The 13,252-nt window shown below is 62.3% G+C and carries 10 protein-coding genes and 1 tRNA gene; 7 read left to right on the plus strand and 4 right to left on the minus strand.

The annotated features are described in order from the left end of the window. Positions 1-34: 34 nt before the first annotated feature. Together parS and parR are read right to left on the minus strand one after the other, a co-directional pair. Positions 35-1,321 (minus strand): sensor histidine kinase ParS, encoded by a 1,287-nt coding sequence (parS, locus tag JHD77_RS12090; protein ID WP_003087912.1) that lies wholly within the window; start codon positions 1,319-1,321, stop codon positions 35-37. Further along, a complete protein-coding gene (gene parR / locus JHD77_RS12095) occupies positions 1,322-2,029 on the minus strand; it encodes a response regulator transcription factor ParR (RefSeq protein ID WP_003098126.1) in 708 nt (235 codons plus the stop codon). A 231-nt stretch (positions 2,030-2,260) separates the two neighbouring features. Between parR and tig the strand changes: the two genes are divergently transcribed. The 7 genes from tig to JHD77_RS12130 all read left to right on the plus strand — a co-directional run bounded on the left by tig (position 2,261) and on the right by JHD77_RS12130 (position 10,724). Continuing rightward, positions 2,261-3,571 (plus strand): trigger factor, encoded by a 1,311-nt coding sequence (gene tig, locus JHD77_RS12100; protein ID WP_088002584.1) that lies wholly within the window; start codon positions 2,261-2,263, stop codon positions 3,569-3,571. Between the two features lie 93 nt (positions 3,572-3,664). Beyond that, the gene (gene clpP, locus JHD77_RS12105) at positions 3,665-4,306 is read left to right on the plus strand and encodes an ATP-dependent Clp endopeptidase proteolytic subunit ClpP (protein ID WP_003098129.1); all 642 of its coding nucleotides are present in this window, start codon (positions 3,665-3,667) and stop codon (positions 4,304-4,306) included. Between the two features lie 104 nt (positions 4,307-4,410). After that, positions 4,411-5,691, plus strand: a complete 1,281-nt coding sequence (clpX, locus tag JHD77_RS12110; protein ID WP_003087924.1) for an ATP-dependent Clp protease ATP-binding subunit ClpX — start codon at positions 4,411-4,413, stop codon at positions 5,689-5,691. A 131-nt stretch (positions 5,692-5,822) separates the two neighbouring features. Next, positions 5,823-8,219, plus strand: a complete 2,397-nt coding sequence (gene lon / locus JHD77_RS12115; protein WP_003087926.1) for an endopeptidase La — start codon at positions 5,823-5,825, stop codon at positions 8,217-8,219. 135 nt (positions 8,220-8,354) lie between these two features. Beyond that, positions 8,355-8,627 carry a nucleoid-associated protein HU-beta gene (hupB, locus tag JHD77_RS12120; protein WP_003087931.1) on the plus strand — a complete coding sequence of 91 codons (273 nt, stop codon included), beginning with the start codon at positions 8,355-8,357 and terminating at the stop codon, positions 8,625-8,627. A 51-nt stretch (positions 8,628-8,678) separates the two neighbouring features. Beyond that, positions 8,679-8,755 (plus strand) — tRNA-Asp (locus JHD77_RS12125). Between the two features lie 103 nt (positions 8,756-8,858). Then, on the plus strand, positions 8,859-10,724 hold the full coding sequence (locus JHD77_RS12130; protein ID WP_031756927.1) for a SurA N-terminal domain-containing protein: 1,866 nt from the start codon (positions 8,859-8,861) through the stop codon (positions 10,722-10,724). A gap of 98 nt (positions 10,725-10,822) precedes the next feature. On the opposite strand, the gene fabI is transcribed toward JHD77_RS12130, so the two are convergent. Further along, a complete protein-coding gene (fabI, locus tag JHD77_RS12135; protein WP_003087936.1) occupies positions 10,823-11,620 on the minus strand; it encodes an enoyl-ACP reductase FabI in 798 nt (265 codons plus the stop codon). A 21-nt stretch (positions 11,621-11,641) separates the two neighbouring features. Continuing rightward, positions 11,642-13,252, minus strand: a complete 1,611-nt coding sequence (locus tag JHD77_RS12140) for an ABC transporter ATP-binding protein (RefSeq protein WP_003087940.1) — start codon at positions 13,250-13,252, stop codon at positions 11,642-11,644.

Here is a 13,252-nt window from a genome sequence, read left to right on the forward strand (position 1 = left end):
CAGCAATCTGTGAAAGATTGTTAAGCCTCCGCTGTCAACGGGGTCGCTCCCAGGTCAGGCGGAAGGAGGCGCCTCCCTGCGGCGTTTCCAGCGCTTCCGCATAGCCGCCGTGCCATTGCGCGACCCGGCGGACGATCGCCAGGCCCAGGCCGAAGCCGCCGGTGCTGCGATCGCGGCTGTCGTCCAGGCGCGAAAAGGGTTCGAAGATCTTCTGCCGGGCGTCCGCCGGTATCCCGGGGCCGTCGTCGTTGACCCGTATCTGACAGCTGTCGCCTTGATCGAGGAGGGCGATTTCGACGCGCGAGTGTGCGTGGCGAATGGCGTTGCGCAGCAGGTTGATCACTGCGCGCGCCATGAAGCGAGGCTCGATGCGGATCTGTTCGACCTGGCAGGCGCTGATCTCGCAGGTGACTCCGGCGGCTTCGGCTTCCAGGGCGACGTCGGCGACGACGCTATCCAGCCAGCTCGCGGCGTCGACGATTTCCCGGTGGCTCCCGACGTTGCCGTGCTCCAGGCGGGCGTAGGTCAGCAGTTCGGAGACCATTTCCTCCAGTTCGCCGAGATCGGCGCGCATGTCCTCTATCAGGTCGTGGCGTACTTCGGCGTCGACCTGCTTGTTCAATTGCTCGAGTTCGAAGGACAGGCGGGAGATCGGCGTGCGCAATTCGTGGGATACCGCGTTGGTCAGTTCACGCTGGTTGCTGATCAGGCTTTCGATGCGGTCGGCCATCTGGTTGAAGTGCTGGGCCAGGGTGCGGATGTCGGAGCGTCGGAAAATGCGCGTGCGCGATGACAGGTCGCCGTCGCCGAAGCGTTGCGCGGCCAGGCGCAGGGTCTCGAGGTCGCGCCAGTGCGGGCGGACCCATACCAGCAGGGCGATGCCGACCAGCACGCCGAGCAGGATGTAGGCCAGCACGGTGAATAGTGGGGTCAGCGAGGGTTCCGGCGGCAGCTTGATGTCGAGCAGTTGCGGGCCCGCGTCGATGCGGCTGATGAATTCCGTGAAGTCCTCGCGTACCACCAGCAGGTTCTTGTCGAGGAGGGCCTGCTCTTCCTGCGTCAGCTTCGCCTGCCTGGCATCCGTCAGGCTCAGCTCGAGCCCGTAGTGGGGACGCCAGTCTTCGAGCTGTCGCTGGCGTCCGGCCTGGTCCAGCGGGGCCAGCTTTTCCACCAGCGAATAGGCCTGGCCGCGAACGGCGTCGCGGTGATAGTTCTCGACGATGCTGTCGTAGAACGCGTCGATGACATGGTCGACCACGAAGATCGCGGCGGCGAACCCCAGGGCCAGCAGCAGGTAGAGGCGCAGGAACAGGCGCAGCATTCAGAGCTCCCAGCCCAGCGGGTTGAACAGGTAGCCCTTGCCCCAGACGGTCTTGATCCGGACCGGTTCGCGCGGATTGTCCTTCAGTTTATTGCGCAGCTTGCTGATGCAGACGTCGACGCTGCGGTTCAGGCCGTCGAAACCGATGCCGCGGATCTGGTTGAGGATCTCGTCGCGGGAAAGTATTTCCCCTGCCTGGCTGGCCAGCAGCCAGAGCAGCTCGAACTCCATCGTGGTCAGTTCGATGCCGAGGCCTTCGAGTTCCGCTTCGCGCCGCCGTCGGTCGATGTTCAGCTTGCCGAATGTCAGGCTTTCCGGGGAGGCGGGAAGGGGCGCGTGCCGACGCATCAGGGCGCGCAGGCGGGCGAGCAGCACCGGTGGCTCGATCGGCTTGATCACGTAGTCGTCGGCGCCGGACTCCAGGCCGAGGATGTGATCGAGATCGTCCTCCTGGGCGGTGAGTATGAGGATCGGCAGGTTCGCGACCCGGCGGATCTCCCGGCACACCTGCAGACCATTCTGTCCGGGGAGCATGAGGTCGAGAACCACCACTTGCGGCTTGAAGTCGAGGAAGGCGGCGAACGCGGCATCACCGCGATGCACCTGGCGCACTTCGAAACCATGCTGGGAAAGGAAACTGGCGATCAGGCGGGCGAGCTTCTGGTCGTCTTCGACGAGCAATACCTTGCTGAGGGTAGGGCAGTCCATAGGGTTTCATCGGTCGGAGCGGAATCGGCTGGCATTATATGCGCCCGCTTCCGGCGAAGCTCCAGCGACTCGTTCGAGATCGGGCTGCGATCGGCGGAAGCGGCCGGAAACACCCCGGGGATCCGCCTGCACCCTGGCGGGGTGACTTCTGCTTTTCCCTCTACTAGAATGCATGCCCTTGATTCTGGGAGCCGGAAGGACCGGCTTACGTCTGTGCAACGAGGAATATCCATGCAAGTTTCTGTTGAAAGCACTTCCGCTCTTGAGCGCCGCATGACCGTTGGTGTGCCTGCCGAGCGTATCGAGACCGAAGTCAACAAGCGTCTGCAGCAGACCGCCCGTCGTGCCAAGATTCCAGGTTTCCGCCCCGGCAAGGTGCCGATGAGTGTCATTCGTCAGCGCTACGAAGCTTCCGCGCGCCAGGAAGCCATGGGCGATCTGATCCAGGAAACCTTCTACGAAGCCGTGGTCGAGCAGAAGCTGAATCCGGCCGGTTCGCCGTCGGTAGAGCCCAAGTCCTTCGAGAAAGGCAAGGACCTGGAATACATCGCAACCTTCGAAGTCTTCCCGGAATTTACCGTTTCCGGCCTGGAAGACATCAAGGTCGAGCGCCTGCAGGCCGAAGTTTCCGATGCTGATGTCGACAACATGCTCGATGTCCTGCGCAAGCAGAACACCCGTTTCGAAATGGTCGAGCGTGCCGCCCAGAACGATGACCAGTTGAACATCGACTTCGTCGGCAAGATCGACGGCGAAGCCTTCGCCGGCGGTTCCGCCAAGGGCACCCTGCTGGTACTGGGCTCCGGTCGCATGATCGCCGGCTTCGAAGAAGGGCTGGTGGGGGCGAAGGCCGGTGAAGAGCGTGTGCTCAACCTGACCTTCCCCGAGGACTACCAGAACCTGGACCTGGCCAACAAGGCTGCCGAGTTCACCGTTACCGTCAATAGCGTAGCCGAGCCCAAGCTGCCGGAACTGAACGAAGAGTTCTTCGCTCTGTTCGGCGTGAAGGAAACCGGTCTCGATGGCTTCCGCGCCGAAGTGCAGAAGAACATGGAGCGCGAGCTGCGCCAGGCGATCAAGTCCAAGGTCAAGAACCAGGTCATGGAAGGTCTGCTGCAGGCCAACCCGATCGAAGTGCCCAAGGCCCTGATCGGCAACGAAGTGAACCGTCTGCGCGTGCAGGCCGTCCAGCAGTTCGGTGGCAACATCAAGCCTGACCAACTGCCGGCCGAGCTGTTCGAAGAGCAGGCCAAGCGCCGTGTGGTGCTGGGCCTGATCGTCGCCGAAGTGGTCAAGCAGCACGAGCTGAAGGCCGACGAAGGTCGCGTTCGCGAAATGATCGAGGAAATGGCCTCGGCCTACCAGGAGCCCGAGCAGGTCGTCGCCTGGTACTTCAAGAACGAGCCCCAGCTGAACGAAGTCCGTTCTGTTGTACTGGAAGAACAAGTCGTAGATACTGTCCTGCAAAAGGCCACTGTGACCGATAAGCAGGTATCCTACGAAGAAGCGGTCAAGCCGGCCGAAGCTCCGCAAGCGGCCTGATTCGTTCCTCTCGTTCGAATCCCACAAGCCAGCCTTAGTGCTGGCTTGTGCGTCTTTGAGGCTTCACTATCTGTTAGGGAGTGATCGCAAGACATGTCTCGCAACTCTTTTATTCCGCACGTTCCCGATATCCAGGCCGCCGGTGGCCTGGTGCCCATGGTGGTGGAGCAGTCCGCCCGCGGCGAGCGCGCCTACGACATCTATTCGCGCCTGCTGAAGGAGCGGATCATCTTCCTGGTCGGCCAGGTCGAGGACTACATGGCCAACCTGGTGGTTGCCCAGTTGCTGTTCCTGGAGGCTGAAAATCCCGAGAAGGACATTCATCTCTACATCAACTCGCCGGGTGGCTCGGTGACTGCCGGGATGTCCATCTACGACACCATGCAGTTCATCAAGCCCAACGTCTCGACCACCTGTATCGGTCAGGCGTGCAGCATGGGTGCCCTGCTGCTTGCGGGCGGTGCCGCCGGCAAGCGCTACTGCCTGCCGCATTCGCGGATGATGATCCACCAGCCGCTGGGCGGTTTCCAGGGCCAGGCCTCGGATATCGAGATCCATGCCAAGGAAATCCTCTTCATCAAGGAGCGTCTGAACCAGATCCTGGCGCACCACACCGGCCAGCCCCTGGACGTCATTGCCCGCGATACCGATCGTGACCGCTTCATGAGCGGTGACGAAGCCGTCAAGTATGGCCTGATCGACAAGGTCATGACCCAGCGCGACCTGGCCGTCTAAGGCTCCGCAATACTGGCGGTCGAGACATTCGGCCGCCTCGTGGGCTTGAAAATGCCCACAATTGCCTTCATCTTGTGTTTGAAGCTACCCATTGGATCGATCGAATGACTGATACCCGCAACGGCGAGGACAACGGCAAGCTGCTGTATTGCTCCTTCTGCGGCAAGAGCCAGCACGAAGTGCGCAAGTTGATTGCCGGCCCCTCGGTCTTTATCTGCGACGAGTGTGTCGACCTGTGCAATGACATCATCCGCGAGGAGGTGCAGGAAGCGCAGGCGGAAAGTAGTGGGCACAAACTTCCGGCGCCGAAAGAGATCCGCACCATCCTCGATCAGTACGTGATCGGGCAGGAGCGGGCCAAGAAGGTTCTGGCGGTAGCGGTATACAACCACTACAAGCGCCTCAACCAGCGTGACAAGAAGGACGATATCGAGCTCGGCAAGAGCAACATTCTGATGATCGGCCCAACCGGCTCGGGCAAGACCCTGCTGGCCGAGACCCTCGCACGTCTGCTGAACGTGCCGTTCACCATCGCCGATGCGACCACGCTGACGGAAGCGGGCTACGTGGGCGAGGATGTCGAGAACATCATCCAGAAACTCTTGCAGAAGTGCGATTACGATGTGGAGAAGGCCCAGATGGGCATCGTCTACATCGACGAGATCGACAAGATTTCCCGGAAATCGGACAACCCCTCCATCACTCGCGACGTTTCCGGCGAGGGTGTGCAGCAGGCCCTGCTGAAGCTCATCGAGGGCACCGTTGCCTCGGTACCGCCGCAGGGCGGTCGCAAGCATCCGCAGCAGGAGTTCCTGCAGGTCGATACGCGCAACATCCTGTTCATCTGCGGCGGCGCTTTCGCCGGTCTGGAGCGGGTCATCCAGAACCGTTCCGCGCGCGGCGGCATCGGTTTCAATGCCGAAGTGCGCAGTCAGGAGATGGGCAAGAAGGTCGGCGAGGCGTTCAAGGAAGTCGAACCGGAAGATCTCGTCAAGTTCGGTCTTATTCCCGAGTTTGTAGGGCGTTTGCCGGTGATCGCGACTCTTGATGAGCTCGACGAGGCTGCGCTCATGCAGATCCTGACCGAGCCGAAGAACGCTCTCACCAAGCAGTACGCCAAGCTGTTCGAAATGGAAGGCGTCGATCTCGAATTCCGTCCGGACGCACTCAAGGCGGTTGCCCGCAAGGCGCTCGAACGCAAGACCGGTGCACGTGGCTTGCGTTCAATTCTCGAAGGTATCCTTCTCGATACCATGTACGAGATTCCCTCCCAGCAGGATGTCAGCAAGGTGGTCATCGATGAGAGTGTCATCGATGGCTCGTCGCAACCCCTGATGATCTACGAGAACAGCGAAAAGCCAGCCAAGGCTGCGCCTGAGGCATGAAAGAGCAGGGGCCTTCGGGCCCCTTTTCTTTTCCGACTGGCACGCTTGTTTTTTCCCGGGCCTAACCCCATCTTAGGCTGAAAGGTCTTCCTATCTGTTTCGTGGCCAAGTGCCGCTGTAGAGCCGACATTATGAAAACACTCGTCGAATTGCCCTTGCTGCCGCTACGTGACGTGGTGGTGTACCCGCACATGGTCATCCCGTTGTTCGTCGGTCGGGAAAAGTCCATCGAGGCCCTGGAGGCAGCGATGACCGGCGACAAGCAAATCCTCCTGCTGGCGCAGAAAAACCCCGCGGACGATGATCCGGGCGAAGATGGCCTGTACCGCATGGGTACGGTCGCTACCGTGCTGCAGTTGCTCAAGCTGCCGGATGGCACCGTCAAGGTGCTGGTCGAAGGCGAGCAGCGCGGCCAGGTCGAGCGCTTCATCGAGGAAGAAGGGCACATTCGTGCCGCGGTCCAGGCCATCGACGACGCCAATGTCGGCGAGCGCGAGGCCGAGGTCTTCACTCGCAGCCTGCTGAGCCAGTTCGAGCAATACGTCCAGTTGGGCAAGAAAGTCCCCGCCGAGGTGCTTTCTTCGCTGAACAGCATCGACGAGCCGAGCAGGCTGGTCGATACCATGGCCGCGCACATGGCGCTGAAGATCGAGCAGAAGCAGGACATCCTGGAGATCACCGACCTGTCGTCGCGGGTTGAGCATGTCCTGGCGCTGCTGGATGCCGAGATCGACCTGCTGCAGGTGGAAAAGCGCATCCGCGGCCGGGTCAAGAAGCAGATGGAGCGCAGCCAGCGCGAGTACTACCTGAATGAGCAGATGAAGGCCATTCAGAAGGAACTCGGCGATATCGACGAAGGGCACAACGAAGTCGAGGAGCTGAAGAAGCGCATCGACGCCGCCGGCCTGACCAAGGAGGCGCACACCAAGGCCACTGCCGAGCTGAACAAGCTCAAGCAGATGTCGCCGATGTCGGCGGAAGCCACCGTGGTGCGTTCCTACATAGACTGGCTGCTGAACGTGCCGTGGAAGGCCGAGAGCAAGGTGCGCCATGATCTCGCCAAGGCGGAAGACATCCTCGATGCCGACCATTATGGCCTGGAAGAGGTCAAGGAGCGCATTCTCGAGTATCTCGCCGTGCAAAAGCGGGTGAAGAAGCTCAAGGGCCCGGTCCTTTGCCTGGTGGGACCGCCCGGCGTGGGCAAGACCTCCCTGGCCGAATCCATCGCTCGCGCCACCAATCGCAAGTTCGTGCGCATGGCGCTCGGCGGCGTGCGTGACGAGGCCGAGATCCGCGGTCACCGTCGTACCTATATCGGCTCCATGCCGGGCCGCCTGATCCAGAAGATGACCAAGGTCGGCGTGCGCAACCCGCTGTTCCTCCTCGACGAAATCGACAAGATGGGCAGCGACATGCGCGGGGATCCCGCCTCGGCGCTGCTCGAGGTGCTCGACCCGGAGCAGAACCACAACTTCAACGATCACTACTTGGAAGTCGACTACGACCTGTCCGACGTGATGTTCCTCTGCACCGCGAACTCGATGAACATCCCGGCGCCCCTGCTGGATCGGATGGAAGTCATCCGCCTGCCGGGCTACACCGAGGACGAGAAGGTCAATATCGCCGCCAAGTACCTGATTCCGAAGCAGGTCCAGGCCAACGGCCTGAAGAAGGGCGAGCTGACCTTCGAGGAAGGCGCCCTGCGCGACATCATTCGCTACTACACCCGCGAAGCCGGGGTGCGCAGCCTCGAGCGGCAGATCGCCAAGGTCTGCCGCAAGGCGGTGAAGGAGCATGCCAAGCTCAAGCGTATCCAGGCGGTGGTGTCCAGCGAGACGCTGGAGAACTACCTCGGCGTGCGCAAGTTCCGTTATGGCCTCGCCGAACAGCAGGACCAGATCGGCCAGGTGACCGGGCTGGCCTGGACCCAGGTCGGCGGCGAGCTGCTTACCATCGAGGCGGCCGTGGTACCCGGCAAGGGCCAGTTGACCAAGACCGGATCGCTGGGCGACGTGATGGCGGAATCGATCACCGCGGCGTTGACCGTGGTGCGCAGCCGCGCCCAGAGCCTAGGAATCGCGGCGGACTTCCACGAGAAGCGTGACATCCATATCCACGTTCCGGAAGGCGCTACGCCGAAGGATGGCCCGAGCGCAGGCATCGGCATGTGCACGGCGCTGGTTTCGGCGATCACGCAGATCCCGGTGCGCGCCGACGTGGCAATGACCGGGGAGATCACCCTGCGTGGGCAGGTGCTGGCGATCGGCGGGCTGAAAGAAAAACTTTTGGCGGCGCACCGCGGCGGGATCAAGACGGTGATCATTCCCGAGGAAAATGTTCGCGACCTGAAGGAAATTCCGGACAATATTAAGAGTGATCTGGTTATTAAACCGGTTAAATGGATTGACGAAGTCCTGCAAATTGCGCTGCAATACGCCCCGGAGCCCTTGCCCGATGCGGCTCCGGAGATGGTTGCAAAGGATGAAAAACGCGAGCCTGATTCCAAGGAGCGAATTAGCACGCATTAGTCGGTAGGTATTCTTGACACTGTTTTTGGGCCCTTGTTATAAAGCGGCACTTGCTGAGTCAGTTGGCCTACCAGCGCAGAATTTCCTTACACCTAACACATAGAAACATACTCAACAGAAATAAGGGGACTTAGAGTGAACAAGTCGGAACTGATCGATGCAATTGCCGCATCTGCTGATATCCCGAAAGCTGTTGCCGGTCGCGCACTGGACGCAGTGATCGAGTCCGTCACTGGCGCCCTGAAGGCTGGTGACTCCGTCGTGCTGGTTGGTTTCGGCACCTTCGCTGTCAAAGAGCGCGCTGCTCGCACCGGTCGCAACCCGCAAACTGGCAAGCCGATCAAGATCGCCGCTGCCAAGATCCCGGGCTTCAAAGCCGGTAAAGCCCTGAAGGATGCTGTCAACTAAGCGTCTTTTTGGACTCGATCTACCCAGGTCGGCCAAGGCTGGCCTGGCTGCGGAGCGGTAGTTCAGTCGGTTAGAATACCGGCCTGTCACGCCGGGGGTCGCGGGTTCGAGTCCCGTCCGCTCCGCCAGTTACGAGAAGGCGCATCCTCGGATGCGCCTTTCTTATATCCGCATCTCTTACCCACGCCGCGCCGCCCAAGACGGCTGGTCGTGGCAGTTTTTGGGGGCTGCATGCTGCAGAACATCAGGGATAATTCCCAGGGCTGGATCGCCAAGACCATCATTGGCGTGATCATCGTTCTCCTGTCGCTGACCGGCTTCGACGCGATCATCCGGGCCACCGACCACTCCAACGTGGCCGCCAAGGTCAACGGCGATGATATCAGTCTCAATGAAGTCCAACAGGCCGTGGACATGCAGCGTCGCCAGCTGCTGCAACGCCTGGGCAAGGATTTCGATCCATCCATGCTGGATGACAAGCTGCTCAAGGAAGCGGCCCTGAAGGGGCTGATCGAGCGTACCCTGCTGCTCCAGGCCGCCAAGGACGACAAGTTCGCCTTCTCCGACCAGGCGCTGGACCAGTTGATCCTGCAAACTCCCGAGTTCCAGGTCGACGGCAAGTTCAACGCGGATCGCTTCGACCAGGTCATCCGCCAGATGAACTACAGCCGCATGCAGTTCCGCCAGATGCTCGGCCAGGAAATGCTCATCGGCCAGCTTCGCGCCGGCCTGGCGGGCACCGGTTTCGTCACCGACAACGAATTGCAGTCCTTCGCTCGCCTCGAGAAGCAGACCCGCGACTTCGCCACCCTGGCGATCAAGGCCGACGCCTCCAAGAGCAGCGTGAGCGACGACGAGGTGAAGGCCTTCTACGAAGGCCACAAGAGCGAGTTCATGACTCCCGAGCAGGTGGTCGTCGAATACGTGGAGCTGAAGAAGTCCTCCTTCTTCGACCAGGTCAAGGTGAAGCAGGAAGACCTCGAGGCGCTGTACCAGAAGGAAATCGCCAACCTTTCCGAGCAGCGCGATGCCGCACACATCCTGATCGAGGTGAACGACAAGGTCGGCGACGAGCAGGCCAAGGCGAAGATCGACGAGATCAAGGCTCGCCTGGCCAAGGGCGAGGATTTCGCCGCGCTGGCCAAGGAGTTCTCCCAGGATATCGGCTCGGCCGCCACCGGCGGCGACCTGGGCTACGCCGGTCGCGGCGTGTACGACCCCGCGTTCGAGGAGGCGCTGTATGCGCTGAAGCAAGGTGAGGTATCCGCCCCGGTGAAGACTCCGTACGGCTACCACCTGATCAAGCTGCTGGGCGTGCAGGCGCCGGAAGTACCGAGCCTGGAAAGCCTCAAGCCGAAGCTCGAGGACGAACTGAAGAAACAGATGGTCGAGCAGCGCTTCGTCGAGGCTACCAAGGACCTGGAAAGCTCCGCCTACGAAGCCGCCGACCTGAGCCAGCCGGCGCAGGAAATGGGCCTGAAGGTCCAGACCAGCCAGCCGTTCGGACGTTCGGGGGGCGACGGCATCGCTGCCAACCGCCAGATCGTGCAGACCGCGTTCAGCGCCGAGGTGCTGGAAGAAGCGGCCAACAGTGGCGCCATCGAGCTGGATCCGGACACCGTGGTGGTGCTGCGGGTCAAGGAACACAACAAGCCGAAGGAGCAACCGCTGGAGCAGGTCGCGGCGAACATCCGCGAGCGCCTGGCCGCCGAAAAGGCCGCCGAGGAGGCGCAGAAGCGTGGCGAGGCCCTGATCGCAGAGCTGCGTGAAGGCCGTACCTCTTCCGCAGCGGGTGAGTCGTGGAAAGTGGTCGAGGCGGCCTCCCGCGGCCAGGAAGGCGTCGATCCGAAACTGCTCCAGGCGGTGTTCCGCATGCAGCGTCCGGAGGCCAAGGACAAACCTTCGTTCTCTGGCGTGACCCTGGCCAATGGCGATTACGTGGTGATCCGCCTGAATGGCGTCAGCGAGCCGGAGGAGGCTATCTCCGACGACGAGAAGGCCATGTACCGCCGCTTCCTGGCTTCGCGCAGCGGACAGGCAGACTTCGCCGCCTTCCGCCGTCAGTTGCAGGACAAGGCGGAAGTCGAGAAATACTGAGACCGAGATGCAGAGAAAAGGCCGCTTACGCGGCCTTTTCTTTATTCCTCCCATGAAAAATGGCCGCTCGAAGCGGCCATTTTTCATGGGCGGGGTGATCAGTCGTCGTCCAGCGGGCCCATGGCGGTAGTGTTGAAGCCGCCATCGACGTAGAGGATCTCGCCACTGATACCGCTGGCCAGGTCTGAACAGAGGAAGGCGCCGGCATTGCCGACTTCCTCGATGGTGACGTTGCGCCGCAGCGGCGTCTGCCGCTCGTTGGCGGCCAGCATCTTGCGGAAACTCTTGATCCCGGAGGCGGCGAGCGTTCGGATCGGCCCGGCGGAAACCGCATTGACCCGGGTGCCTTCCGCGCCCAGGCTGCCGGCCAGGTAGCGGACCCCGGCCTCCAGGCTGGCCTTGGCCATGCCCATTACGTTGTAGTTCGGCATGGTCCGTTCGGCGCCCAGGTAGGAGAGGGTCAGCAGGCTGCCGTTGCGGCCCTTCATCATTTCCCGTCCGGCCTTGGCCAGGGCGATGAAGCTGTAGGCGCTGATGTCGTGGGCGATGCGGAAGCCCTCGCGGGTGGTCACCGCGGTGAAGTCGCCGTCGAGCTGATCGCCTGGAGCGAATCCGACGGAGTGGACGATGATGTCCAGGCCGTCCCAGTGCTTGCCCAGGGCGGCGAACACCGCTTCGATCTGGCTGTCGTCGGCCACGTCACAGGGGAAGCACAGCTCCGGCCGCGAGCCCCAGCCACTGGCGAACTCCTCCACCCGGCCCCTGAGCTTGTCGTTCTGGTAGGTGAAGGCCAGTTCGGCGCCTTCCCGGTGCATGGCGGCGGCGATGCCGGAAGCGATGGAGAGCTTGCTGGCGACTCCGACGATCAGGGCGCGTTTTCCTGTGAGAAATCCCATGGTCCGTTCCTTGTCTGCTACTCAGTTTTCCGCGCTTGCCGGGGCCATGAAGGCAGCCTCCAGCAATTGCTGCGTATAGGGATGTTGCGGCGAGGCGAAAACCGCTTCGGCGCTGCCCTGTTCCACCACCTTGCCATGTCGAACCACCATCAGCTGGTGGCTGAGCGCCTTGACCACCGCTAGGTCGTGGCTGATGAACAGGTAGGTGAGGTTGTACTTGCCCTGCAGTTGCCGCAGCAATTCCACGACCTGGCGCTGCACGGTGCGGTCGAGCGCCGAGGTCGGTTCGTCGAGCAGGATCAGTGCCGGTTTCAGCACCAGTGCCCGGGCGATGGCGATGCGCTGGCGCTGGCCGCCGGAGAATTCGTGGGGGTAACGGTAGCGGGTCTGCGGATCGAGCCCGACCTCCACCAGCGCGTCGATGATCGCCTGCTCCTGTTCGGCCTCGCTGCCGATCCTATGGATGCGCAGGCCTTCGCCGACGATCTCGCCGACACACATGCGTGGGCTGAGGCTGCCATACGGGTCCTGGAACACCACCTGCATCTCGCGGCGCAGCGGGCGCACGTCATGTTGCGCGAGACCGTCCAGCCGGGTGCCTTCGAAGCGGATGCCGCCCTGGCTTTCCAGCAGCCGCAGGATCGCCAGGCCAAGGGTCGACTTGCCCGAGCCGCTTTCGCCAACGATGCCCAGCGTCTGCCCGCGGGGTAGTTCGAAATTGACCCCGTCGACCGCCTTGACGTGGTCCACGGTGCGGCGGAACACGCCTTTGCGGATCGGGAACCAGACCCGCAGGTCGTCCACCGCCAACAGGGTTTCACCGGGCGGGTTGCTTGCCGGCGCACCGCTGGGCTCGGCGTTGAGCAGCTCGCGGGTATAGGGGTGTCGCGGGGCTGCGAAGAGTTCCTGGCAGGAAGCCTGCTCGACGATCCGCCCTTGTTGCATGACGCAGACGCGGTGGGCGATGCGCCGGACCAGGTTGAGGTCGTGGGTGATCAGCAGCAGGGACATGCCCAGGCGTGCCTGCAGGTCCTTGAGCAGATCGAGGATCTTCAACTGGACGGTGACGTCGAGCGCGGTGGTCGGTTCGTCGGCGATCAGCAGTTGCGGCTCGCAGGCCAGGGCCATGGCGATCATCACCCGCTGCCGCTGGCCGCCGGAGAGTTCGTGTGGATAGGCTTTCAGGCGCTTGGCTGGCTCGGGGATGCCGACCAGCTCGAGCAGTTCGAGAATTCTCGCGCTGGCCTTGGCGCCACCCAGGCCCTTGTGCAGGGCGAGGACCTCGGCGAGCTGCTTCTCGATGGTATGCAGCGGATTGAGCGAGGTCATGGGTTCCTGGAAGACCATGGCGATGCGGTTGCCGCGGATCCCGCGCAGGCGCCGTTCCGGGAGCTTGAGCAGATCCTCGCCCTGGTAGTGGATGCTGCCTGCTGGGTGGCTGGCGACGGAGTAGGGCAGCAGGCGCAGGATCGAGTGGGCGGTCACCGACTTGCCCGAGCCGCTTTCGCCGACCAGGGCCAGGGTCTCGCCCTGGCGGATGTCGAAGCTGACGCCTTCGACCACCCGCTGGCGTTGCTCGCCGGAGAGGAATTCGACGGCGAGGTCGCGGATTTCCAGAATGTTCTCGCTCAT

The sequence above is a fragment of the Pseudomonas sp. P20 genome (assembly GCF_016463925.1).
Classification (GTDB): domain Bacteria; phylum Pseudomonadota; class Gammaproteobacteria; order Pseudomonadales; family Pseudomonadaceae; genus Pseudomonas; species Pseudomonas aeruginosa.